The following is a 21,751-nucleotide window of genomic DNA, read 5'->3' on the forward strand; positions in this document are numbered from 1 at the left end:
ATCCATCATTTTCGATGTATCAAGTTTGATGGATTAGTCCCGTAGCTTCGGGATGAGCTGATCCGCCAGCTCCTCCAGCGCCGCCACGGCCCGGCCCACCCGCTCCGGGTCGTCCGTGCCCAGCGCGGCGGCCAGCGCGGCGTCGATCGGGGTGTCGCGGACCCGGGTCACCCGCTCCGACACGGCGGGCGCCTCGCGGATGATCGTGCGCCGGCGGTCCCGGGGGTCGGTCTCGGCCGTCACCGCGCCCGCCGTGCGCAGCCGCGCGATGGCGGCGGACACGGCGCTCTGCGGCAGGCCCGTACGGGCGGCGATCTCGCCCACCGTGGTGTCGGGGTGCCCGCGCAGGTCGCTCACCACGATCAGGACCGTACGCACGCTCGCCGAGTGCTCGCCGATGCCCTCGGTCGGCATCGCCTCCTCGCCGATCTTCATCAGCGTCCGGCCCAGCAGGAACAGTTCGACCCCATTCACGAGCAGCAACATACAGGCGCGGGTCGGTAGGGTCCTGTGGCGTGACGACGGAGTTGGAGTGCCTTGCCGAGCGGCTGCGCGAGTTCGCGCGGGTCAGGGAGTGGGAGCGGTTCCACACGCCGAAGAACCTGGCGATGGCGCTGGCCGGGGAGGTCGGGGAGCTGGTGGCGGAGTTCCAGTGGCTCACGGCCGAGGAGTCCGCGGACCCCGATCCGGAGACGCTGGCCAGGATGCGTACGGAGCTGGGCGACGTGACCCTCTACCTGGTGCGGCTGGCCGACGTCCTGGGGGTGGACCTGGTGGCGGCGGCGCGGGCCAAGCTCGACGACAACGACCGCCGCTACGACGCCGAGCGCTACCGCGGCTCGGCCAGGAAGGCGCCGCCGTCCCCGTGACCCAGGTGCAGGAAGGCGCCACCGTCCACCTGACGCAGGTGCAGGAAGGCGCCGCCGTCCCCTGACTCAGGCGGCGGTGTCGTGTCGCCGGAGGATCACGAAGGCGGCGGCGGCCAGGACGAGGAAGGTGAGCGCGCTGATCGCGGCCACCGTGTTCAGGCCGGTCGTGAAGGCGGCACGGGCCACTTCGAGCAGGCCGGGCAGGTCCTCGGCGGCACTCACCGCGGCCGTGATGCTCTCGCGGGCCGCCTCCACCGGCAGGTGCTCGGGCAGCTCGCCCCGGTAGACGGCGGTGCCCAGGCTGCCCATCGCGGCCACGCCCACCGCCACGCCGAACTCGCCGCTCGTCTCCGTCACCGACGCCGCCGACCCGGCCTTCTCCGGCGGCGCGGCCATCATGATGATGCCGTTGCCCACGCCCATCGGCAGCGCGATGCCCGCCGAGGCCAGGACCAGCCCCGCCACCACCAGGCCGGTGCCGCCGACGCTCGGGACCTGGGTGTGCAGGAACAGCCCCACCGCGCCCAGCGTCAAGCCGGCGGCCATCACGTACGCGGCGCCGACCCGGCGGGCGATCGCCGGGGCCAGGGCCAGGGCGGCGATCATGGCCAGGTTCTGCGGGACCAGCCACAGCCCGGTCGCCAGCGGTGACAGCGCCTCGACGGTCTGCAGGTACTGGGTGGTCATCAGCGTCGTACCGGACATGACGACCCCGCCCAGCAGCATGATCCCCAGCGTGGCGGAGAAGGCCCGGTGGGCGAACAGGCTCAGGTCCAGCAGCGGGTCGGCGAGGCGGCGCTGGCGCCGGACGAACAGCGCGCCGAACGCCAGCCCGGCCACGATCGCCGCGACCGGCACCGGGTCCCAGCCGCCCCTGGCGACCTCCTTGAGGCCGTAGATGACCGGCAGGATGGTGGCGAGGGACAGCGCGACGCTGGCCGGGTCGAGCCGGCCGGTGGCGGGCTCGCGGTGCTCCGGCAGCAGCGTACGCGCCGCGACCAGCACCACCACCATGACCGGCACGCTCAGCAGGAACACCGACCCCCACCAGAAGTGCTCCAGCAGCACCCCGCCCACCAGCGGGCCGACCGTCATGCCGAGCATGAAGCAGCCGTACCAGAGCCCGATCGCGGTGCCCGCCTGCCCGGCGTCCCGGAACATGTTCCTGATCAGCGCCAGCGACGACGGCAGCAGCGTGGCCCCGGCGATCCCCAGCAGCGCCCGCGTGGCGATCAGCATCTCGGCGCTCACCGAGTACGCGGCCAGCACGGACGCCACCCCGAACGCCACGGCGCCGATCATCAGGAGCCGCCGCCGGCCGATCCGGTCGCCCAGCGTGCCCATGGTCACCAGGAACCCGGCCAGCATGAACGAGTAGATGTCCACGATCCAGAGCTGCTGCGGCCCGCTCGCCCCGAGCTCGGCGCTGAGGTGCGGGAGCGCCAGGTAGAGGACGCTGCCGTCGATGGAGAGCAGCAGGGCCACGGCGGCCAGGACCGCCAGCCCGATCCATTCGCGCCGCCCGGCAGCCGGTTCGGCAGCCGGCCCAGCGGTGGTTGCGGTGTTCATGTCGTGCCCCTTTCGGTTCCGGTGGCTCCACGGTGCGGGAAGGGGCTTCAGGAGCGCTTCTCGCGGGCTTACGACCGCGCATAAGGTGACGAGCATGCGATTTGGGGTGCTTGGGCCGCTGGCCGTCTGGACGGACGCCGGGGAGGCCGTCACGATTCCGGGTCTCAAGGTCCGGGCGCTGCTCGTGGACCTGCTCGTCCACGAGGGCCATCCGGTGTCCGTGGACCGGCTGGTCGACGACCTGTGGGGGGAGGACCCGCCGGCCAACCCGGCGGGCGCGCTGCAGGTGCGCGTCTCGCAACTGCGCAAGGCGTTCGAGGACGCCGAGTCCGGCGGGAAGAACCTCGTCGTCTCCCGGGCCCCCGGCTACCTGCTGCGTACCGACGACGGCGCCGTGGACGCCATGCGCTTCGCGGAGCTGCTGGCCCGGGCAGAGGCCGCCGACAGCCCCAGGACCAGGGCGGGGCTGCTGTCGGACGCGCTGGCGCTGTGGCGCGGCCCCGCGTACGCGGACTTCGCCGACGAGGAGTACACCAGGTCGGCCGTCCACCGCCTGGAGGAGCAGCGGCTCTCGGCGCTGGAGCAGCACGCCGAGACCCGGCTGGAGCTCGGCGAGCACGGGCTGCTGGTGGGCGAGCTGGGCGACCTGGTGGCCCGGCATCCGCTCAGGGAGCGGCTGCGCGCCGTCCACATGCGGGTCCTGTACCGGGCGGGGCGGCAGAGCGAGGCGCTGGCCAGCTACGGCGAGCTGCGCGAGCGGCTGGCCGACGAGCTCGGTCTCGACCCCGGGCCGGAGCTGGTCGCGCTCCACCAGGCGATCCTCGGCCAGGACCCGGCGCTGAGCGTGCCCGCCGAGCGGCCCGTGACGAACCTGCCCGCCTCCGTCAGCAAGCTGATCGGCCGGGACGAGGCCCTGGCCGAGATCCGCGGGCTGGTCGAGGAGGAGCGGCTGGTGACGCTCACCGGCAGCGGCGGTGTCGGCAAGACCAGGCTGGCGGTGGAGGTCGCGAACCGGCTGGTGGACGGGTTCGCGGACGGGGCCTGGCTGGTCGCGCTGGACCAGGCGTCCCGCTCGCCCGCCGAGGCGATCCTGGCGGCCCTGGACATCAGGGAGGACGCCGCCCCGAAGGGGCCCGCCGACGGCGATCCGGCCGCGCAGCTGGCGGCCGTGCTCAAGCCCAGGCGGATGCTGCTCGTGCTGGACAACTGCGAGCACGTGGTCGAGCAGGTCGCCGAGCTGGCCGAGGTGCTCCTGCGGGCCTGTCCGGGCCTGCGCGTCCTGGCCACGAGCCGGGAGCCGCTGGCCGTGGCCGGCGAGGTGTTGTGGAGCGTCCCGCCGCTCGACGTGCCCGCGAGCGCCGACCTGGCCGCCATGGCGCGCTCCGACGCCGTACGGCTGTTCGTGACCAGGGCCGCCGCCTCCGCCCGCGGGTTCGCGCTCGAGGCGGGCAACGCGCAGGCCGTCGCCCAGCTCTGCCGCCGGCTCGACGGCATCCCATTGGCGCTGGAGCTGGCCGCCACGCGGGTGCGGGCGCTCGGCGTGCAGGGCGTGGTGGCCCGGCTGGACGACAGGTTCCGGCTGCTGGCCTCCGGCCAGCGTGGCGCGCCCGCCCGCCAGCAGACGCTCACCGCGGTGATCGACTGGAGCTGGGACCTGCTGTCCGAGGACGAGCGCGTGGTGCTGCGCCGCCTGGCCGTGCACGCCGACGGGTGCACGCTGGAGGCCGCCGAGTCCGTCTGCGCGGCGGACGACGACCTCGCGCTCGACGTGCTCGACCTGCTGGCCCGCCTGGTCGACCGCTCGCTGGTGGTGGTCGTGGACACCCCCGCCGGAGTCCGATACCGGCTGCTGGAGTCGGTGTCCGAATACTGCGCGGCCAGGATGGCCGACGTCGGCGAGCTCGACCGCGTACGCCTCGCGCACCTGCGCCACTACCTGGCGCTGGCCGTACGCGCGGAGCCTGAGCTGTACGGGCACCAGCAGCGCGACTGGCTGCTGCGCCTGGACGCGGAGGCCGCCAACATGCGGGCGGCGCTCGACACGGCGGCGGCGCGCGAGGACGCGGACAGCGCGGCCCGGCTGGTGAACGCGCTGGCCTGGCACTGGTTCCTGCGCGGCCGGCTGGCCGAGGGCCGCCGGGCCCTGGCGGCGGCGCTGGCGATCCCGGGGCCGCGGGACGGCGTACGCGCCAGGGCGGCGGCCTGGGCGGCCGGGTTCGCCCTCACCCTGGGCGAGCAGACCGACTGGAGACCCGTCCTGGAGGCGGTCGAGGACCCGGGGGAGCGCGCAAGGGCCGCGCTGTTCATCGCGCTGCACGTCGAGGACATGCAGACCGGGCAGGAGCTGAACGAGCGGGCGCTGGTCACGTTCAGGGAGCTCGGCGACCGGTGGGGCATCGCCACCGCGCTCAGCAGGCAGGCCATGGACGCCTTCACCCTGCGCGACATCGAGGCGCTGGAGCGGATCGGCGGGGAGAGCGCCCGGCTGTTCACCGAGCTGGGCGACCGGTGGGGGCTGCTGCGGGCGACCGAGTGGCTGGCGTCGGTGGCCGAGATGGCGCACGACTTCGACCGGGCCAACCGGCTGTTCGGCGAGGGCCTGCGGATGGCGGAGGACCTGGGGCTGTGGTCCGAGGTCGCCACGCACATCGCCTGGCTGGGCTGGGTCGCGATGCAGAGCGGCGACTACGACCGCGCCGTCGAGCTGTCCGGGCGGTCGCTGAAGATGGCGGTCGCCCAGGGTTACATGCTGGCCTCGACCATGGCCGAGATGGGCCTGGCCTACGCCGCGCGCCGGTCGGGGGACCTGGAGCTGGCCGAGAAGCACCTGAACCACCTGCTCGAAGGGCTGTCCCGCGACCCCGACGCCGAGCCGGCCATGCACCTGCCGGACACGCTCATCGAGCTCGGCCACCTCATGGAGGCGCGGGGCGACCTGGCCACGGCCATGGAGCTGCACGTCGAGGCCCTGGCCGCCATCCGGAAGATCGGCGATCCCCGGTCGGCGGTGGCCGCGGTGGAGGGTGCCGCCGCCGCGGCCGGTCCCACCGACCGGTCGGCCAGGCTGCTGGGCCTGGCGGCCGCGGCCAGGCAGCAGCACCAGCTGCCGGCCGGGCCGTCCGAGGCCGACCACGTCGAGCGGGTCACCGCGCGGACCCGCGACGGGATCGGGGAGGAGGCGTTCGCGGCCGCGTACGCGGAGGGGGCGACGTACAAGCTCGACGACGCCGAGCAGCTGTTCTGACCCCTGCTCCGGATCCGTGCCGCGTCACGCCAGGCGGGCGGGCGCCACGTGCTCGGCCAGGCGGTCGAAGAACTCGAGCCAGCCCGCCTTGGCCTGCTCGGCGTGCTCCTGGTCGGTGTTGACACCGTACTGGTGGAAGCACATCTCGGTCCTGCCGTCCACCTCCGTCAGGCGGATCGTCACGACGGACGCGGGCCCGTCACCGGGGGCGTCGGGGTCGCCCGTCGTGAACACCAAACGCTCCGGCGCCACCACCTCCCGGTACGTGCCGTCCATCGTCACCTCGAACCCCTCGTCGCCCACCAGCGTCGTCCGCCAGATCCCGCCCGGCCGCGCGTCCAGGGTGATCCGGCCCACCGGCGTGGCCAGCGACGTGGGCCCGAACCAGCGGGAGAACCGCTCGGGCTCGGTCCAGGCGGCCCACACCAGCTCGCGGGGGGCGTCGAAGAGGCGGATGAGGTCGTACTCGGCGGTCTGGATCATCGTCCCGGTCCTTCCTGTTGGGCTCTGCGATGTCCTCAAAGGTGCCGCGCCCGGCTTACGATCCCCTTCTCGCGGCCTTTAGGCGCGTGGCAGGGTGGAGCACATGAGGATCATTCGCGCGGCCAAGGTGCTCACCGGGCGTCCCGGAGAAGTGATCCCGGACGGCGAGGTGCTCGTCGACGGGCCGCGGATCGTCTCCGTGGGGCCGCGCGGCAGCGCCGGCGAGGCGGACGAGGTCCTCGACCTGCCCGGCCACACGGTGCTGCCCGGGCTGGTCGACGCGCACGTGCACCTGGGGTTCGACGACAAGGTCGACCCGGTGACCCGGCGCAGCCCCGAGAGCGACCACCACCTGCTCCTGCGCATGGCCGAGAACGCCCGCAAGCTCGTCTCCGCCGGCGTCACCACCGCCCGCGACCTCGGCGCGCGCGGCTTCCTCGACCTGGCGTTACGCGACGCCATCGAGGAGGGCCTGACCGTCGGCCCGCACCTGGTGGCCGCCACCAGGCCGATCACCATCACCGGCGGCCACTGCTGGTACATGGGCGGCGAGGCCGACGACGAGCCCGCCATCCGCCGCGTGGCCAGGGAGAACCTGCGCGCGGGTGCCGACTGCCTGAAGGTGATGGCCTCCGGCGGCCAGATGACGCCGGGCGCGCCGCCGAGCTGGGTGCCGCAGTACGGCACCGAGCAGCTCCGCGTCGTCGTCGAGGAGGCCGCCACGCGCGGCAAGGGCGTCGCGGCCCACGCCCACGCCCACGCGGCGATCCGCAGCTCCGTCGAGGCCGGCGTCACCACCATCGAGCACTGCACGTTCTTCACCCCGTCGGGCCACCGCTACGACGCCAAGCTCGCCGACCTGGTCGCGGCCAGCGGCACGTACGTCTGCCCCACGGTGCACGGCGCGTTCTGGCGGATCCGCGAAGTGCACGGGGAGGAGATGCTGGACACCTGGCTGGCCGGGATCTCCGCGATGCGGGAGGCGGGCGTGCGGCAGATCGCGGGCACCGACTCCGGATTCGCGGTGGGCGGCATCGAGAACCGGACCGATGGGTACGTCGGGGGTCTGGAGGTCTTCGCGATGGCCGGCTACGGCAACGCGGAGATCATCGAGCTGGCCACCATGCTGGCCGCCGACGCCTGCGGGGTGGGGGAGGTGGCCGGCAGCCTCGATCCCGGCAAGCGCGCCGACCTCATCGCGGTCGCGGGCGACCCGCTCGAACGCATCTCCGACCTGCACAACCTGTCACTCGTGCTGGTCTCCGGCCGGTCCGTCGGCCAGGCGGACGTCGACACGGTGACCACGTCGGTCGGCTGACCCGTCCCCAGAAGGAGATCCCATGCTGCCCTGGTCCGCCGAGCTGGCCGGCCGCCTCGACCACCACGTCGTCGACAGCGCCCTGCTGCGCGGCAACCCGCTGGGCGACCCGCACGAGAGGCCGCTGGTGGTGTACGTCCCGCCGGGCTACGACGACGAGCCCGGCCGCCGCTACCCGTCCATCTACGTGCTGCTCGGCTACACCGGGCACGTCGCCATGTGGTTCAACCGGGCGCCGTTCCGGCAGCCGTACCCGGAGCTGGCCGACGCGATGTTCGCCGCCGGCGACGTGCCGCCCGCCATCGTCGTGTACGTGGACGCGTGGACCTCGCTCGGCGGCAGCCAGTATCTCGACTCGCCCGGCACCGGCCGCTACCACTCCTACCTGCGCGACGAGATCGTGCCGTACGTGGACGCGCGCTACCGCACGATCGCCGACCGCGACCACCGGGCCGTCACCGGCAAGTCGAGCGGCGGCTACGGCGCCATGGTGACCGCGATGCTGGCGCCCGACGTGTTCGGCGCGCTGGCCACGCACGCCGGGGACGCGCTGTTCGAGGTCTGCGCGCGGCGGTCGTTCCCCGAGCTGGCCCGCAGGCTGCGCGACATGTACGGCGGCTCGTACGACAAGTTCCTCGCCGACTTCCGCGGCCGGCTGGCCGGTACCAAGGAGGGCGACCTGGAGCTGCTGGAGATGTACGCCTACGCGGCCGCCTACTCCGCCGACGAGGACGGGACCGTGCGCATGCCGTTCGACGACACGGGCGCCGTCGTGCCGGAGGTGTGGCGGCGCTGGCTGGCCCGGGACCCGGTGGTGATGGCCGGGGAGCCGCGGCACGCCGAGGCGCTGCGGTCGATGCGCGCGATCTGAGGTGGACGCCGGCAACCGGGACGAGTACTTCCTCGACTTCGGCGCCGTGGCGTTCCACCGGGCGGTGCGGGCGGCGGGCGTGCCGGGCGAGCGGGTCCACTTCGAGCTCTTCGACGCCGGTCACGGCGGCATCGAATACCGCTACCCGCTGGCCCTGGCCTGGCTCGCCCGCCGCCTCACGTAGCCCGCCGGGCGGCCCGCGATACTGCGGCAATACCTCCACATTTATCGGGCTGCCTCTGCACATGTGGTTCCTAGGCTGGGTTGCCGTGAGATGGCGGATCATCTGCGGGTTCCTGCTGCTGGGGATGGGTGTGCTGGGTCTGGCGCTCGTCGGCCTGGTCCTGCACTCCGGCTGGCTGCACACCGAGCTGTGGATCCTGGCGCCGTTCGTGCTGGTGGCCGCGATGTCCGCGTTCGTGGTGCTGACCGCCCCCGCGGTGGCCTTCGTGGCCGTCCGGGGACGGTCCGGTGTGATCAGCGCGACCTGCCTGCTCCTGGTCGCGGGCGTGGTGGCGCCCGCCGTCCTGGCGGTCTCTCCGGACCTGCGCGCCCGGGCGCGGTTCTACCTGGAACGGCCCGCGTTCGGCCGCGTGGTGGAGCTGGCCCGCGCGGGCCGGCTGGCCTCCGGGTCGTACCACGGGGCGCGGCTGCCCGGCGAGCTCTGCTTCGTCTCCGCGACCTGCGGCGTGGTGACCTGGCGGGCCGAGGACGGGGGACGGGTGCTGTTCGTGCCCGACCGGGTCGGCATCCCGGACGACGCCGTCGGGTACGCCCACTTCACCGGAGCGCCGCGCGGCGCCTACGACGGGTTCGGCGTGCGCGTCTGCCCGAGCTTCGAGCTCGCGGACGGCTGGTGGTGGCTCGATGCGTGTGGCGGGTGAGGCTAGGCTGCCCCAATGGAACTGATGGACCAGGTACGCGAGCTGCGCCGCCAGGGCAAGTCGCCCAAGGAGATCGCCCGCGCGCTCAAGGTCTCGCCGTCGGTCGTGGCGCCGCTGGTGCGGGCCGTGGCCGCCGAGACCACGGGCACCGAAGAGGCCGAGGTGGCCGGCTGCTGGATCAACGTCGGCTGGAGCGAGGGGCTCGGCGTCGATCCCGCCCGCGGATGGGTGGACCAGGCCCCCGCCAGCGGGGTGGGCGGCATGGTCAGCGTGCTCGTCGCCCGGCGGCACACCTGGGACCGGCTGTCGGTCTGCGGCTACCTGGCCGACGTCTACTGCCTGGGCGTGAAGAACGCCATCGGCCCCGACGTGCTCGACGACCGCGACCTGGCGCGCTTCCGCGAATACTTCTTCGGCGAGTACGCGGGCTGGCAGGAGGCGCCGATCGAGCTGGCCAGGCACCTGCTGTTCGGCTCGATCGACTACGCGCGCACGTTCGGGTTCGAGCCGCACGACGACTTCGGGCCCGGCGCCGACCTGCTGGGCAAGTGGGAGGGCGGCTCGGCGATCACGTTCGGCCGCGACGGCCGGCCCTTCTACGTCGAAGGGCCCGGCGACGACCCGGCCAAGGTGCTGCGCACGCTGCGGCGCACGCTCTCCGACGACGAGTTCGACTACGTCACCGTAGGCCGGTGACGCGCATCGTGAGGTTGAGGCGGCCGGAGGCCAGCCCGGTGGCGGGATCGCCGGTGCCCGGGTAGACCTTCGGCACGCCGTGGTAGGCGAAGCGGGACGGCCCGCCGAACACGAACAGGTCGCCCGAGGCGAGCCGGACGTCGGTGTACGGCCGCCCGCGCGTCTCGGTGTTGCCGAAGCGGAACACGCAGGCGTCACCGATGCTCAGCGACACCACCGGGGCGTCGGACTTCTCGTCCTTGTCCTGGTGCATGCCCATCTTCGCCTGGCCGTCGTAGAAGTTGATCAGCGCGGTGTCGGGCTCGTACGCCTCGGCGGGGTGCTCCTGGCCGTAGGCGTCGGCCAGGGCGCGGCGGCCCAGCTCGCCCAGCCACGCCGGGAACTCCGCCACCCGGCGCCCGTTCACGTCGTGGGCGAGCCGGGTGTACCTGTACGGCTGCCAGTGCCACCCCAGGCAGACGGTCTGCACCGACATGACCCCGCCCCTGGGCAGCACGGTGTGCCGGATCGGCACGGGCCCGGTCGCCCACTCGCGGCACGCCTGGACGAGGTGCCGCTGCTCGTCGAGCGGCAACCACCCGGGGACGTGGACGGCCCCTGGCGCGACCTCCCTCATCGGCAGTGGAATCACGATCTTTCCCATGAAGTCACTTGGCGTCGTGGAAGACCAGCCCCAGCGTATGCCGCAGCCCCGACCGTACGGTGCTCACCCCGTGCCGCACGGGCGAGGCCGACCACCCCCGCGAGGAGCGCACGGGCCGGTCCCGGGTGGTGAAGATCAGCCCGTGCCCCTGCGGCAACAGCGTCACCGTGCCCCGCGACTGGGCCCGGGGCCGCTGCTCCACCAGCAGGAACTCGCCCCCGGTGTAGTCCTCGCCGGGCCGGTCCAGCCCGATCACGACCTGCAGCGGGAACACCAGGTCCCCGTACAGGTCTCGGTGGAGGGCGTTCCAGTCGTTCTCCCGGTAGCGCAGCAGGATGGGCGTCGGCCTGGTCTGCCCGGCCCGGTGGCACATGTCCAGCCACTCGCCGAAGTCGTCCGGCCAGGGCGCGGGCTGCCCCAGCCGGGCCGCCCAGTCGCGGGCGATCGGCAGCAGCCGGGGATAGAACGCCGCCCGCAGCCGCTCGACCAGCGGCGGGAGCGGGTGGCCGAAATACCGGTACTGTCCGGCGCCGAACCGGTAGCGCTCCATGTCGATGGTGGCCCGGAAGAACCCGGTCTCGTCGTACAGGCCGGCGATCTCCGCGCACTCCTCGGCGGTGAGCACCGGGGGCGTCAGCGCGCACCCGTACGCGTCGAGCTCGCCCGCCAGCTTCCCCCAGTCGGCCGCGTCGACCCGCTCGGCCTCCATGAGCCTCATGAGAGCACGCTCCAGAGCTGCGGCTGCAGGGCGCCTTCGAGCGTGAGCAGCGCGTGCTTGCGTTCGAGGCCGCCCGCGTACCCGGTCAGCGCGCCGTTCGCGGCGACCACGCGGTGGCAGGGCAGGACGACGAGCAGCGGGTTAGCGCCGACGGCCGCGCCGACCGCCCGGATCTGGTCCGCGGGCGCGCCGACGCGGGCGGCCAGCGCGCCGTAGGTGGTCGTGGTGCCGTACGGGATCGTCGCCACCTCCGCCCACACCCGCTCCTGGAACGCGGTCCCGCGCGGGCCGAGGGGCAGGTCGAAGGAGGTGCGCTCGCCCGCGAAATACTCGCCGAGCTGCCGCTCCGCCGCCGCGAACGCGAGCGGCTCGCGCCGCCACCCCGCCCGCACCGCGGACCGGTCGAACGAGACGCGGGTCAGCGCCGTGCCGTCCCCGGCGAGCAGGATCTCGCCCACCGGGCTGTCGATCGTGGTGTAGATGTCCATACCTTCTTCAACACCGCCGCCCCCTCAGAAGTCAGCGGTTTTCGGACATCGCGGCCACCCTTTCCGCGCCCGGTTGGACGATGCCCGGCCGGCGGCGTACGCTCACCGCAATTTCGAGGCGGGAGCGAACATGGCGCGATCACGTGAGCACACCTTCACCGGCACCAGGGGCCTCAACAAGGTCCGCGAATGGCCCCATGACCAGCCCCGATACCTCGCCCTGCTGGTCCATGGCTACGGCGAGCACATCGGCCGCTACGAGTACGTGGCCGACCGGCTCGTCCGTCACGGCGCCGCCGTCCTCGGCCTCGACCACATGGGCCACGGCAGGTCGGAGGGCGACCGGGTGCTCGTCGAGGACTTCGAGGACGTGGTCACCGACGTGCACTCGGTCGAGGAACGCGCCAGGGCCGAGCACCCGGGCGTCCCGGTCGTGCTGATCGGCCACTCGATGGGCGGCATGATCGCGGCCCGCTACGCCCAGCGGTACGGCGCGGGCCTGACCGCCCTCGTCCTGTCCGGGCCGGTGATCGGCGAGTGGGCGGCCGTGCCCCAGCTGCTGGCGTACGAGGAGCCGCCGGACGTTCCCATCGACCCGGCGACGCTCTCCCGCGACCCGTCGGTGGGCGCCGCGTACGCCGCCGACCCGATGGTGTGGCACGGGCCGTTCAAGCGCGCCACGCTGGAGGCGTTCGCGGCGATGCTGGCCACGATCGCCAAGGGCGGCACCTTCGGCGCGCTCCCCACGCTGTGGGTGCACGGGGAGGACGACCAGCTGGTGCCGCTCCCCGGCAGCCGCATCGGCGTGGCGGCCGTCAAGGGCACCGACCTGACGGAGCGGATCTACCCGGGGGCCCGGCACGAGGTCTTCAACGAGACGAACAAGGACGAGGTCCTGGACGACGTGACCGCCTTCATCGACCGCACCCTGCCCCGGGGATGACCTGGGGATGACTTCATTTCACCGACAACCAGACGTGCCCTGACCCCCGGGTGCGGGTGAGCTCGACCTTCCAGCAGCCGCGCTTCGGGAACACGAACCCGGTGCCCCACTCCTGCCCGGGCCGCCGCCAGTTCGACCCGCCGTGCTCCTTGGGTCCCCAGGCCGGCTTGGCGGCGGTCCCGTCCGCGAGCGTGGCCCGGACGCGCAGCGGCCCTTCACCGGTCATCCGCCACACGATCTTGACCTCCTCTCTCCGGGGGAGCGGCGGCGGCGCCCGCAGGAACAGCAATCCCCACAGCTCCGCGTCCCGAGCCTCCCCCTTCACCTCCGGAAACCCGCTCCCCCGGAGAACCTGCGTGCCGTTACAACCCGCACCGGTGACCACGGGCGCCGCCGTCGGCGTCACCGGCGCCGGAACGGACCCACCCGTCGGCACGGATCCACCCGTCGGCGCGGATCCACCCGTCGCAGCGGGTCCACCCGCCGGAACCGCGGCCCCGCACCCAGCGGCGAGCGCCATGACCACCACCGGCCCGAGAATCTTCAGGCCGTCCGAAAACAACATCGTCGAGAACCTCCTCGCCCTCATTACCCGCATCCCGGGCAGGAGGTTCCAGACGTCAGGGGCCTACACCGGCGGCCGCCGCCCCTCGAACACGGGCAGGGTCAGCGACGTGGGGTGCTCCGTGTCGTGGAAGACCTCGAACCGGGTGGGCCGCGTCCGCACGGCCTGCCCCACCGGCTCGCCGGTCCCGTGGTTGCGCGCGTACCGGGGGAACGCCCCGCCCGCCACCTGCACCCGCAGCCGGTGCCCGCGCCGGAACCGGTACCCGGTCGGGTGCAGCTCGACCTCGGCCCTGACCACGCCCTCGCTCCCGGCGGGCAACCGCAGGATGCCGTCCGTGACGTTGCGCGAGACCCCGGCGGTGTCGACGTCGCACAGCCGTACGAACACGTCGCCGTGCCCGGTGTCGGTCCGCACGTGCACGGTGGCCGAGACGGGCCCGATCAGGTCGAGGGGGCGGGGGAGCGGCGTCCCGGTGTGGACGAGCACGTCGGGGCGGGCCTCGACGTCCCGGTTGTCGCGCTGCTTCGACTCGCGCATGTCGAGCAGCGCCCCGCCGCACGACCGCGTGGGATGGGCGGGATCGTACGTGAACGTGTCCGTGCCGCCCTCGTCCGGCGGGTCCCAGCCGAGCCCGCGATGCGCCAGCAGGTACAGCGGCGTGGGCACGGACTGCGGCGGCGGCCACTCGTCGAAGTCCAGCCACCGGTCGGCCCGCTGCAGGTAGAGCCGCACCGGTGCGCGCTGGAGCTGGGCGGTGTCGCCGAGCAGGTGTGCCGACAGCCACGACACCTCGTCCGACAGCAGCGCCCGCATCGCGCCCAGGTCGTGCCCCCAGGGGCCGATCACGATCCGGCTGCGCCGCCCGGCCTCCCGCAGCGCGGTGAAGTCACGGAGCTGGGCCGGCAGCAGCAGGTCCCACCAGCCCGTGACCATGCTGGTGGGCGTCGTCATCTTGACCGCGGCGGCGCTGTTGTCGGTCTCCACCCAGAAGGCGTCACCCGCCTCGGAGTGTGCCGCCGCCTCCCGCAGGAACGGCACCCGCGTACGGATGGCGGCCACGTCGGACGTGCCGATCGGGACGTGGGCCATGGCCCGGCGTACCCGGCTGTCGAACCGCGGATTCGGCAGCAGGCCGCCCAGCGGCGCCGTCTCCTGCGTACCGATGAGCGACGCCCAGGTCAGCAGGTTGTGCAGGGCGAACACCCCGCCGGGATAGAACGTGCTCCGGAACTCGCTGGCCGTCACCCCCAGGCACATGGCCTCCAGCGGCGGGTCGAGGTAGGGGCCGACCGCCCACTGCGTGTATCCCAGGTAGCTCGCCCCGGCCATCGCCAGCCGGCCGTCGCACCACGGCTGCTCCCGCAGCCAGGCGGCCGTGGCCAGGCCGTCCGCCTTCTCCTGGTGGAAGGCCGTGAACTCGCCGCCCGAGCCGAACGTACCCCTGGCGTTCTGCACGACGACCTGCATGCCGCGCCTGGCCAGCACGCGGGCGGTGCCCTTGGCGTCGAACTTGTGCTTGCCGTACGGGGTGCGCATCAACACCACCGGCATCGCCCCCGACCCGCGCGGCCGGTAGCGGTCGGCGAGCAGCACGACCCCGTCGGGCATCGGAACCCGCAGGTCACGGGCCACGTCGATGTCGGGGGTGGTGGCTTCGGGCAGGCCGAGGAATCGGTCGAACAGTCTGCTGAGCATGCCCATGGCAGATCCTTTCGCTCCGCCCTCAGCGTACGGCGCACCCACCGTACGAACGGGGACGGATGCCACCCCTTCGGAGAAAAGCCCTATACGAGGCGATGATTTTTCACCTGCCGGTGGGTCTCCATCCATGAGGAGGCGATATGAGCGAGCATGATCGGGCGCTGGCGGCGGGCGTGGCGCTGCTGGAGCGGGCCATCGACTACACCCTCGGCAGCCTGCGCGTCGTGACCCCGGCCGCCCTCTGCCGCGCGACGCCCTGCACCGGCTGGAACCTCCAGCGCCTGCTGGCGCACATGGACGACTCCCTGCGCACCCTGCACGAAGCCGCCGCCGGCCACATCCCACCCACCCCCACCCACCCCCTTCGTACCCGGACCGGCGACCCATCGGCGGATCCGTGGCAGGCAACACCGGGCGAGGCCGGCGGTCCCCCCGCGGGTGCGCGGCGCATCACCCCCGACCCGCCGGGCAGCCCGCCGATGGCCCCATGGCAAGCCGCCGCGGGCCCATGGCAGGGCATCGCGGGAGGACGACACGGCACTACGGGAGGACGACACGGCACTACGGGAGGACGGCAGGGCTTCACGGGCGGAGAGCCGGGCGCTGCGGGACCACGGCAAGGCTCCGTCGGCCGCCTCGGTGGTGCCGCGGCTTCCGGGGTGGGTGCGGGGCCGGGGCGGGCCGCGGGACGGCCGCCGCGTCCACCGGCGTGGGCGCAACCCTCCACCGCACGGGGCTGCAACCCGGCCCTCCTGGTCAGGGACGGCGCCACGGAGGTGCTCGGCCGGTGGACCGCCATGATCACTGACAATCTCGTCTTCATCGACGACCGCCACCTGACCAGCCCCATGGTCGCGGCGGTGGGCGCCATCGAGATCGCCGTACACGGCTGGGACGTGGCCAGGGCCTGCGGCGAGCACCGCCCGATCCCGCCGCTCCTGGCCGAGGAACTGCTCGACCTGGCCCACCTGTTCGTCACCCCCCACGACCGCCCCACCAGGTTCGCCCCACCGGTGCCGGTCGCCCCCCACGCACCCGCCCAGGACCACCTTCTCGCCTACCTCGGCCGCCACCCGGACTGGTATCTCGACAACTGAGGGTCCACCCACCCGTCATCCAGCGCCCACACGTCGTACGATCACTCTGTACGACCAAAGTCAGACCACCGATCCCGGCACGCCTCCCCAGCGAACCCACGACGCCCCAGCCGATACGGTGAGAAGATCGGTAACGGGAACCCGACCACAGCCGGGATGACCACGCAGACGACACCGTTCCAGGGGGACGGAACCCGTCCGGCCGGATCCGCGAGGCAGCGCGCCCGCCCACCGCGGACAGGCCGACCAACGTGGTGGCGACGACCGTTCTTCGTGCGGCCGTCGCCACCACCACGCCTTCAACGGCGCTCGAACCGGCTCCCGCTGCCCCGGTGACCAGCCGCAAGGGTCGGGTGCCCACGGTTCAGGGCGCTGCGATGTCCTGGTGGAGGGTTTCCAGCACCTGCTCCCCGTATTTCGCCAGCTTGTTCTCCCCCACCCCGTTGACCGTGCCCAGCTCGGCCAGCGTCGACGGCGCCCGGGTGGCGATCTCACGCAGGGTCGCGTCGTGGAAGATGACGTAGGCGGGCACGCCCTGCTCCTTGGCGGTGGCCGCGCGCCACGCGCGCAGGCGCTCGAAGACCTCGGCGGCCTCCGCGGGCAGCTCCACCACGGCCTTGGCGGCGGAGGTGGCGGCGACCTTGGCGCGGGCCGGGCGCAGCGTGTCGCGGCGCAGCAGCACCTCCCGCTCCCCCCGCAGCACCGCCGCGCTCTCGTCGGTCAGCACCAGCGCCCCGTAGTCGGACTCCACCGCCAGCAGCCCCTGGGCCAGCAGCTGCCGCACGACCCCGTGCCACTCCGCGTTGCCCAGGTCGTCGCCCACCCCGAACACCTTCAGCGTCTCGTGCCCGTGCTGCAGCACCTTCGCGGTCTTCTTGCCGAGCAGGATGTCGACCACCTGCCCCACCCCGAACTTCTGCCGCCGCTCCCGCGCCAGCCGCAGCACCGTGGAGAGCACCTTCTGGGCGGGGACCGTGCCGTCCCACGACTCGGGAGCCGTATGGCAGGTGTCGCAGTTGCCGCACGGCTGCGAGCCCTTCTGCCCGAAGTAGTCGAGCAGCATCATCCGGCGGCAGCCCACGGCCTCGCACAGCGCCAGCATCGCGTCCAGGTGCAGCACCTGCCGCCGGCGGTGCGCGTCGTCGCCCTCCATGGCCATGCGCCGGTGCTGCACCACGTCGTTGAGCCCGTAGGCCATCCACGCGGTGGCGGGCAGCCCGTCGCGCCCCGCCCGCCCGGTCTCCTGGTAGTAGCCCTCCAGCGACTTGGGCAGGTCGAGATGGGCCACGAAGCGCACGTCAGGCTTGTCGATGCCCATGCCGAACGCGATCGTGGCCACCACGATCAGCCCGTCCTCCCGCAGGAAGCGGGACTGGTGCAGGGCGCGGGTGCGGGCGTCGAGCCCCGCGTGGTAGGGCACCGCCGCGATCCCGTTGTCCACCAGGAACTCCGCGATCTTCTCGACCGAGGAGCGCGACAGGCAGTAGACGATGCCGGAGTCGCCGGGGTGCTCGGTGCGCAGGAACTCCAGGAGCTGCCGCTTGGGCTCGCTCTTCGGCGCGATGCGGTAGTGGATGTTGGGCCGGTCGAAGCTGGCCACGAAGTGGCGGGCCTGCTCGAGGCCGAGCCTGGAGGAGATCTCGGTGTGCGTGGCGGGCGTGGCGGTGGCGGTGAGCGCGATGCGCGGCACCTCGGGCCACAGCTCGCGCAGCCGGGACAGCTCCAGGTAGTCGGGGCGGAAGTCGTGACCCCACTGCGCCACGCAGTGGGCCTCGTCGATCGCGAACACCGAGATCTCGCCCTTGGCCAGCAGCCGCAGCGTGGCGTCGACGCGCAGCCGCTCGGGGGCGAGGTAGAGCAGGTCGAGCTCGCCGGCCAGGAACTCCGACTCCACGAGCTGCCGCTCGTCGAAGTCCTGCGTCGAGTTGAGGAACCCCGCCCGCACGCCGAGCGCCCGCAGCGCGTCGACCTGGTCCTGCATCAGCGCGATCAGGGGCGAGATGACCACCCCCACGCCGCGGCGCACCAGGGCGGGGATCTGGTAGCACAGCGACTTGCCGCCGCCGGTGGGCATCAGCACGAGCGCGTCACCACCGGCCACGACGTGATCGATGATCTCCTGCTGGCCCTCCCGGAACGAGTCGTAGCCGAACACGCGGTGCAGGACGTCGGTGGGGGTATCCATGCGGCTACCTTACGTGTTCGCGGGTGAACGGATCGTCAGTTCCGCCGATGGCGGATCGGGCCGGGGCGGTCAGCGGCGGGCAGCGCCGTGCTCGTCCCGAAGGCCGCCCCGAAAGGCCGGTACGCCTACGGTACTAAGGCCGGGCGACTGTTCGTACGGCCAAGGCCGCGCGGCTGTCCATGCAACGCGGGGTCACTCCCCGCACGGTCAAGCAGCGGCCTCCGACGTGCCGCGGGCGCCGCGTTCGTAGGCCACCAGTGACAGCGCGCCGAGCACGCACGCCCCCGCCACCGCCCCCATCACCGCCGGATACCCGGCGACCTGCGCGATCCCGGCGGCCAGCAGCGGCGCCACGGCCTTGGCCACGGTGATCGGCAGCGCGAGCGCCCCGCTCAGCGACGCGTACGCGGCCGTGCCGTACCGGTCGGCCAGCAGCGCGGGCCGCGCGATCGTGGCCACCCCGAACCCCAGCCCGAACAGCACCACCGCCACGACCGCCCCCACCCCGCCCCGCCCGACCAGCGGCAGGAGCACGGCCGCCAGGCCCTGCAGCCCGAACATGACCGCCGTGATCAGCGCCACCGGCCACCGCGCCTGCAACCCGGTGGTGACCAGCCGCCCGGTCACGGACAGTACGCCGAGCAGCCCGGCCACGCCGGCGGCGAACACCGGCGAATGCCCGAGCGTGATCAGGTACGTCACCAGCAGCACCCCCATGACCGCCACCGCGCCGGTCTGGGTCAGGAAGGCCGCGGCCAGCAGCCAGAACGGCCGCCCCCGCACCGCCGCCCGGACGATCTCCCGCCGGCCGGCCTGGGGCGGCGCCCGCCGGCTCCGCACGGCCAGCCCGTGCAGCGGCACGGCGGTCAGCGCGTAGCCGACGGCCAGGACGACCAGCGCCTGCCGCCATCCGTACAGCTCCACGAGTAACCCGGTCAGCGGCAGGAAGATGCTGGAGGCGAACCCCGCCACCACCGTCACCGCCAGCAGCGCCCGCGCCCGCCGGCGCGCGTCGAACCAGGCCACGATCACCGCGAACGCCGCCTCGTACAGCACCATGGCCGACGCCATGCCCAGCACCCCGCACACGAGGTAGAGCTGCACCACCGACCGCACCTGCGACCAGGCCAGCACCGCCAGCGCGCCCAGCGCGGAGCCCACCGTCATCAGCCCGCGCCCGCCGTGCCGGTCCAGCCAGCGCCCGATGAGCGGCGCCACGAGGCCGGACACCAGCACGGCCAGCGTGATCGCCCCGGTCAGCTGGGCGACCCCGGCGTCCAGGTCGCGCGACATCGGCGGGATGAACACGGAGAACGCGTAGTAGAGGATGCCGTATCCGGCGGTCTGGGTGATCGCGAGTGCGCCGATCATGCGCGCGGGGGACTTCAGTTCGGCGCCGGCGATCACGCCTGTTTCTTTCCCGTTCACCTCCCGGAAATACGGTGATATAGGTCACTGGGGACATAGCGTCGGGACATGACTCTTTCCTATGTGGTGACCGGCGGCGGGCGTGGCATCGGAAGAGCCGTGGTGGAGCGGCTCCTTCTCGGTGAGAAGGACACCGTGGTGGCCGTCGAGCGCGACCCCGGCGCCCTGGACTGGGCCGGCCCCCGGGTCATCCCCCTGATCGGCGACGCGGCCGACGAGGAGGTCGCCGCGTGGGCCGCCGACCTGGCCCAGGAGGCGGGCACGCTGGCGGGCTGGGTGAACAATGCCGCCGTGTTCCGGGACGCCTCCGTGCACTCGTCGCCGATCGCCGAGGTCAGGGCGCTGATCGCGGCCAACCTGGACCTCGCCGTGGTCGGCTGCGCCACGGCCGTACGCCACTTCCTGGCGTCCGGCACGCCCGGCGCCATCGTGAACGTCACCTCCCACCAGGCCACCAGGGCGGTGCCCGGCAGCCTGCCCTACTCGACGGCCAAGGCCGCCACGGAGGGGCTGACGAGGGCGCTGGCCGTGGAGTACGGCAGGTACGGCATCCGGGTCAACGCCGTGGCCCCCGGCTCGGTGGCGACGGAACGGTACGAGGAGTTCCTGGCCGGGCAGGCCCCGGAGGACGCGGCGGCGGTGGTGGCGGAGCTGGCCAGGCTGCACCCCCTGGGCCGCGTCGCCGCCCCGTCCGAGGTGGCCTCCGTCGTGGCGCACCTTCTCTCCCCGGACGCGGCCTTCGTCAACGGCGCCACGATCCCGGTGGACGGCGGTCGTACGGTGCTCGGTCTGGATCCCGAATCCAGGGAATGAAAACCGTTGTCTCCTGGTTGCAAGGGCCATGAGAAAGAACCTGCACCCCGACTACCGTCCGGTCGTCTTCCGCGACCCGAGCGTCGGCTTCGCCTTCCTCACCCGCTCGACCCTGACCAGCGACAGGACCGTCGAGTGGGAGGACGGCAGGACCTACCCGGTCGTCGACGTGGACGTGTCGTCCGCCAGCCACCCCTTCTACACGGGCCGTGGCCGCGTCCTCGACACCGCCGGCCGTGTCGAGCGCTTCAAGCAGCGATACGGTGGCAAGATCTGATGCATGTTCGATTCGCCCCTGTCCGCCCGGCTTGATCGTTCGAGCCGCATCCTCGTCGCCGGCGCGGGCGGGGGATCGGACGTGTACGCCGGGTTACCCCTTGCCCTGACCCTCCGGGAAGCAGGCAAGGAGGTGCACCTGGCGAACTTGTCGTTCAGCCACCTCGACGCCCTCGACCTCGACGTCTGGCTGCACGAGGACGTCGCCGAGATCCACCCCGACACGCCCTCGCGCGACTGGTACTTCCCCGAGGGCTGCCTGTCGCGCTGGCTGGCGGCGCACGGCCAGCCGTCCACCGTGTACGCCTTCCCCAAGGTCGGCGTGCGACCGCTGCGCGCGGCGTACGCCAAGCTCGCCGAGCACCTCGGCCTCGACGCGATCGTCCTGGTGGACGGCGGCACCGACATCCTGATGCGCGGCGACGAGGCCGGGCTCGGCACCCCGGCCGACGACATGACGAGCCTGGCCGCCGTGCACGCCCTCGACGTCCCCGAGAAGATCGTGGCCTGCCTGGGCTTCGGCGTGGACGCCTATCACGGCGTCAACCACGTACAGGTGCTGGAGAACCTGGCCGCCCTGGAGCGCGACGGCGCCTACCTGGGCGCGTTCTCGGTCTCCAGGGCCACGAAGGCGGGCGCCCTCTACCTCGACGCGGTCGCGCACGCGCAGGCGGAGCTGCCCGCCTACCCGAGCATCGTCAACGGCTCGATCGCCGCGGCCGTGCGCGGCGAGTTCGGGGACGTGCGCTTCACCGACAGGACGCGCGGCAGCGAGCTGTTCGTCAACCCGCTCATGGCCCTCTACTTCGCCGTGGACCTCGACGCGCTGGCCCGGCGCTCGCTCTATCTCGACCGCCTGGCGGACACCGTGCTGATGCGGCAGGTGGTCTCCGTCATCGAGGCGTTCCGTGACGAGATCACGCCACGCCCGCCCAAGGCGTTTCCACACTAGAGACC

General features: G+C 73.0%; 22 protein-coding genes. 12 read left to right on the forward strand and 10 right to left on the reverse strand.

Features of this window, described 5'->3' with window-relative positions:
- Positions 1 to 33 precede the first annotated feature (33 nt).
- Positions 34 to 474, reverse strand: a complete 441-nt coding sequence (locus tag ACBJ59_RS27365) for a MarR family transcriptional regulator (protein ID WP_375113110.1) — start codon at positions 472 to 474, stop codon at positions 34 to 36.
- A gap of 41 nt (positions 475 to 515) precedes the next feature.
- Here ACBJ59_RS27365 and ACBJ59_RS27370 point away from each other — a divergent pair, with 41 nt between their 5' ends.
- Positions 516 to 869, forward strand: a complete 354-nt coding sequence (locus tag ACBJ59_RS27370; RefSeq protein WP_364120658.1) for a nucleotide pyrophosphohydrolase — start codon at positions 516 to 518, stop codon at positions 867 to 869.
- Positions 870 to 935: 66 nt separating this feature from the next.
- Here the strand turns inward: ACBJ59_RS27370 and ACBJ59_RS27375 are convergent, their stop codons facing one another.
- Positions 936 to 2,438 carry an MFS transporter gene (locus ACBJ59_RS27375; protein WP_375113111.1) on the reverse strand — a complete coding sequence of 501 codons (1,503 nt, stop codon included), beginning with the start codon at positions 2,436 to 2,438 and terminating at the stop codon, positions 936 to 938.
- Positions 2,439 to 2,532: 94 nt separating this feature from the next.
- On the opposite strand from ACBJ59_RS27375, the gene ACBJ59_RS27380 reads away from it, so the two are divergent.
- Positions 2,533 to 5,682, forward strand: coding sequence for a BTAD domain-containing putative transcriptional regulator (locus ACBJ59_RS27380; protein WP_375113112.1), 3,150 nt, complete (start codon positions 2,533 to 2,535; stop codon positions 5,680 to 5,682).
- Positions 5,683 to 5,706: 24 nt separating this feature from the next.
- On the opposite strand, the gene ACBJ59_RS27385 is transcribed toward ACBJ59_RS27380, so the two are convergent.
- Complete coding sequence (locus ACBJ59_RS27385) at positions 5,707 to 6,165, reverse strand: SRPBCC domain-containing protein (protein ID WP_375113113.1); 459 nt, start codon at positions 6,163 to 6,165, stop codon at positions 5,707 to 5,709.
- A gap of 103 nt (positions 6,166 to 6,268) precedes the next feature.
- On the opposite strand from ACBJ59_RS27385, the gene ACBJ59_RS27390 reads away from it, so the two are divergent.
- The 5 genes from ACBJ59_RS27390 to ACBJ59_RS27410 all read left to right on the forward strand — a co-directional run bounded on the left by ACBJ59_RS27390 (position 6,269) and on the right by ACBJ59_RS27410 (position 9,934).
- Entirely contained in the window at positions 6,269 to 7,483 is a 1,215-nt protein-coding gene (locus ACBJ59_RS27390) for an amidohydrolase family protein (protein ID WP_375113114.1), read from the forward strand.
- A gap of 22 nt (positions 7,484 to 7,505) precedes the next feature.
- Positions 7,506 to 8,354, forward strand: a complete 849-nt coding sequence (locus ACBJ59_RS27395) for an alpha/beta hydrolase (protein ID WP_375113115.1) — start codon at positions 7,506 to 7,508, stop codon at positions 8,352 to 8,354.
- A 1-nt stretch (position 8,355) separates the two neighbouring features.
- The gene (locus ACBJ59_RS27400; protein WP_375113116.1) at positions 8,356 to 8,538 is read left to right on the forward strand and encodes a hypothetical protein; all 183 of its coding nucleotides are present in this window, start codon (positions 8,356 to 8,358) and stop codon (positions 8,536 to 8,538) included.
- Positions 8,539 to 8,623: 85 nt separating this feature from the next.
- On the forward strand, positions 8,624 to 9,238 hold the full coding sequence (locus ACBJ59_RS27405; protein ID WP_375113117.1) for a hypothetical protein: 615 nt from the start codon (positions 8,624 to 8,626) through the stop codon (positions 9,236 to 9,238).
- A gap of 15 nt (positions 9,239 to 9,253) precedes the next feature.
- Positions 9,254 to 9,934 (forward strand): helix-turn-helix domain-containing protein, encoded by a 681-nt coding sequence (locus ACBJ59_RS27410; protein ID WP_375113118.1) that lies wholly within the window; start codon positions 9,254 to 9,256, stop codon positions 9,932 to 9,934.
- Here ACBJ59_RS27410 and ACBJ59_RS27415 read toward each other — a convergent pair.
- Genes ACBJ59_RS27415 through ACBJ59_RS27425 form a run of 3 tightly spaced genes read right to left on the reverse strand, consistent with a single transcriptional unit; the run spans position 9,918 to position 11,783 of the window.
- Positions 9,918 to 10,577, reverse strand: a complete 660-nt coding sequence (locus tag ACBJ59_RS27415) for an alpha-ketoglutarate-dependent dioxygenase AlkB (protein ID WP_375113119.1) — start codon at positions 10,575 to 10,577, stop codon at positions 9,918 to 9,920. The genes ACBJ59_RS27410 and ACBJ59_RS27415 overlap by 17 nt on opposite strands.
- 4 nt (positions 10,578 to 10,581) lie before the next feature.
- Positions 10,582 to 11,295, reverse strand: a complete 714-nt coding sequence (locus tag ACBJ59_RS27420; protein ID WP_375113120.1) for a 2OG-Fe(II) oxygenase — start codon at positions 11,293 to 11,295, stop codon at positions 10,582 to 10,584.
- The gene (locus tag ACBJ59_RS27425; RefSeq protein WP_375113121.1) at positions 11,292 to 11,783 is read right to left on the reverse strand and encodes a methylated-DNA--[protein]-cysteine S-methyltransferase; all 492 of its coding nucleotides are present in this window, start codon (positions 11,781 to 11,783) and stop codon (positions 11,292 to 11,294) included. Before ACBJ59_RS27425 ends, ACBJ59_RS27420 begins: the two co-directional genes overlap by 4 nt.
- A 130-nt stretch (positions 11,784 to 11,913) precedes the next feature.
- Here ACBJ59_RS27425 and ACBJ59_RS27430 point away from each other — a divergent pair, with 130 nt between their 5' ends.
- Complete coding sequence (locus tag ACBJ59_RS27430) at positions 11,914 to 12,726, forward strand: alpha/beta hydrolase (protein ID WP_375113122.1); 813 nt, start codon at positions 11,914 to 11,916, stop codon at positions 12,724 to 12,726.
- A 13-nt stretch (positions 12,727 to 12,739) separates the two neighbouring features.
- Here ACBJ59_RS27430 and ACBJ59_RS27435 read toward each other — a convergent pair whose 3' ends face one another.
- On the reverse strand, positions 12,740 to 13,051 hold the full coding sequence (locus tag ACBJ59_RS27435) for a hypothetical protein (RefSeq protein WP_375113123.1): 312 nt from the start codon (positions 13,049 to 13,051) through the stop codon (positions 12,740 to 12,742).
- Positions 13,052 to 13,354: 303 nt separating this feature from the next.
- Positions 13,355 to 14,989, reverse strand: a complete 1,635-nt coding sequence (locus ACBJ59_RS27440) for a CocE/NonD family hydrolase (RefSeq protein ID WP_375113124.1) — start codon at positions 14,987 to 14,989, stop codon at positions 13,355 to 13,357.
- Positions 14,990 to 15,135: 146 nt separating this feature from the next.
- Between ACBJ59_RS27440 and ACBJ59_RS27445 the strand changes: the two genes are divergently transcribed.
- On the forward strand, positions 15,136 to 16,092 hold the full coding sequence (locus ACBJ59_RS27445) for a maleylpyruvate isomerase N-terminal domain-containing protein (protein WP_375113125.1): 957 nt from the start codon (positions 15,136 to 15,138) through the stop codon (positions 16,090 to 16,092).
- A gap of 364 nt (positions 16,093 to 16,456) precedes the next feature.
- Here the strand turns inward: ACBJ59_RS27445 and recQ are convergent, their stop codons facing one another.
- Together recQ and ACBJ59_RS27455 are read right to left on the reverse strand one after the other, a co-directional pair.
- Positions 16,457 to 18,277 (reverse strand): DNA helicase RecQ, encoded by a 1,821-nt coding sequence (gene recQ / locus ACBJ59_RS27450; protein ID WP_375113126.1) that lies wholly within the window; start codon positions 18,275 to 18,277, stop codon positions 16,457 to 16,459.
- Between the two features lie 207 nt (positions 18,278 to 18,484).
- Positions 18,485 to 19,684, reverse strand: a complete 1,200-nt coding sequence (locus ACBJ59_RS27455; RefSeq protein ID WP_375113127.1) for an MFS transporter — start codon at positions 19,682 to 19,684, stop codon at positions 18,485 to 18,487.
- Positions 19,685 to 19,753: 69 nt separating this feature from the next.
- Between ACBJ59_RS27455 and ACBJ59_RS27460 the strand changes: the two genes are divergently transcribed.
- The 3 genes from ACBJ59_RS27460 to ACBJ59_RS27470 are packed head-to-tail and all read left to right on the forward strand — an operon-like array spanning position 19,754 to position 21,746.
- On the forward strand, positions 19,754 to 20,518 hold the full coding sequence (locus tag ACBJ59_RS27460) for an SDR family NAD(P)-dependent oxidoreductase (RefSeq protein WP_375113128.1): 765 nt from the start codon (positions 19,754 to 19,756) through the stop codon (positions 20,516 to 20,518).
- 28 nt (positions 20,519 to 20,546) lie between these two features.
- On the forward strand, positions 20,547 to 20,795 hold the full coding sequence (locus ACBJ59_RS27465) for a type B 50S ribosomal protein L31 (RefSeq protein WP_375113129.1): 249 nt from the start codon (positions 20,547 to 20,549) through the stop codon (positions 20,793 to 20,795).
- A gap of 3 nt (positions 20,796 to 20,798) precedes the next feature.
- Positions 20,799 to 21,746 carry a DUF1152 domain-containing protein gene (locus tag ACBJ59_RS27470; protein WP_375113130.1) on the forward strand — a complete coding sequence of 316 codons (948 nt, stop codon included), beginning with the start codon at positions 20,799 to 20,801 and terminating at the stop codon, positions 21,744 to 21,746.
- Positions 21,747 to 21,751 lie beyond the last annotated feature (5 nt).

Source organism: Nonomuraea sp. MTCD27 (genome assembly GCF_041950495.1).
Taxonomy (GTDB): domain Bacteria; phylum Actinomycetota; class Actinomycetes; order Streptosporangiales; family Streptosporangiaceae; genus Nonomuraea.

What these genes read in the sequence shown, in the direction of transcription:
- ACBJ59_RS27375 (WP_375113111.1), bottom strand. Translation starts at nt 2,438, where the DNA reads ATGAACACCGCAACCACCGCTGGGCCGGCTGCCGAACCGGCTGCCGGG.
- ACBJ59_RS27380 (WP_375113112.1), top strand. Translation starts at nt 2,533, where the DNA reads ATGCGATTTGGGGTGCTTGGGCCGCTGGCCGTCTGGACGGACGCCGGG.
- ACBJ59_RS27385 (WP_375113113.1), bottom strand. Translation starts at nt 6,165, where the DNA reads ATGATCCAGACCGCCGAGTACGACCTCATCCGCCTCTTCGACGCCCCC.
- ACBJ59_RS27390 (WP_375113114.1), top strand. Translation starts at nt 6,269, where the DNA reads ATGAGGATCATTCGCGCGGCCAAGGTGCTCACCGGGCGTCCCGGAGAA.
- ACBJ59_RS27395 (WP_375113115.1), top strand. Translation starts at nt 7,506, where the DNA reads ATGCTGCCCTGGTCCGCCGAGCTGGCCGGCCGCCTCGACCACCACGTC.
- ACBJ59_RS27410 (WP_375113118.1), top strand. Translation starts at nt 9,254, where the DNA reads ATGGAACTGATGGACCAGGTACGCGAGCTGCGCCGCCAGGGCAAGTCG.
- ACBJ59_RS27415 (WP_375113119.1), bottom strand. Translation starts at nt 10,577, where the DNA reads ATGGGAAAGATCGTGATTCCACTGCCGATGAGGGAGGTCGCGCCAGGG.
- ACBJ59_RS27420 (WP_375113120.1), bottom strand. Translation starts at nt 11,295, where the DNA reads ATGAGGCTCATGGAGGCCGAGCGGGTCGACGCGGCCGACTGGGGGAAG.
- ACBJ59_RS27425 (WP_375113121.1), bottom strand. Translation starts at nt 11,783, where the DNA reads ATGGACATCTACACCACGATCGACAGCCCGGTGGGCGAGATCCTGCTC.
- ACBJ59_RS27430 (WP_375113122.1), top strand. Translation starts at nt 11,914, where the DNA reads ATGGCGCGATCACGTGAGCACACCTTCACCGGCACCAGGGGCCTCAAC.
- ACBJ59_RS27440 (WP_375113124.1), bottom strand. Translation starts at nt 14,989, where the DNA reads ATGCTCAGCAGACTGTTCGACCGATTCCTCGGCCTGCCCGAAGCCACC.
- ACBJ59_RS27445 (WP_375113125.1), top strand. Translation starts at nt 15,136, where the DNA reads ATGAGCGAGCATGATCGGGCGCTGGCGGCGGGCGTGGCGCTGCTGGAG.
- recQ (WP_375113126.1), bottom strand. Translation starts at nt 18,277, where the DNA reads ATGGATACCCCCACCGACGTCCTGCACCGCGTGTTCGGCTACGACTCG.
- ACBJ59_RS27460 (WP_375113128.1), top strand. Translation starts at nt 19,754, where the DNA reads ATGACTCTTTCCTATGTGGTGACCGGCGGCGGGCGTGGCATCGGAAGA.
- ACBJ59_RS27465 (WP_375113129.1), top strand. Translation starts at nt 20,547, where the DNA reads ATGAGAAAGAACCTGCACCCCGACTACCGTCCGGTCGTCTTCCGCGAC.
- ACBJ59_RS27470 (WP_375113130.1), top strand. Translation starts at nt 20,799, where the DNA reads ATGTTCGATTCGCCCCTGTCCGCCCGGCTTGATCGTTCGAGCCGCATC.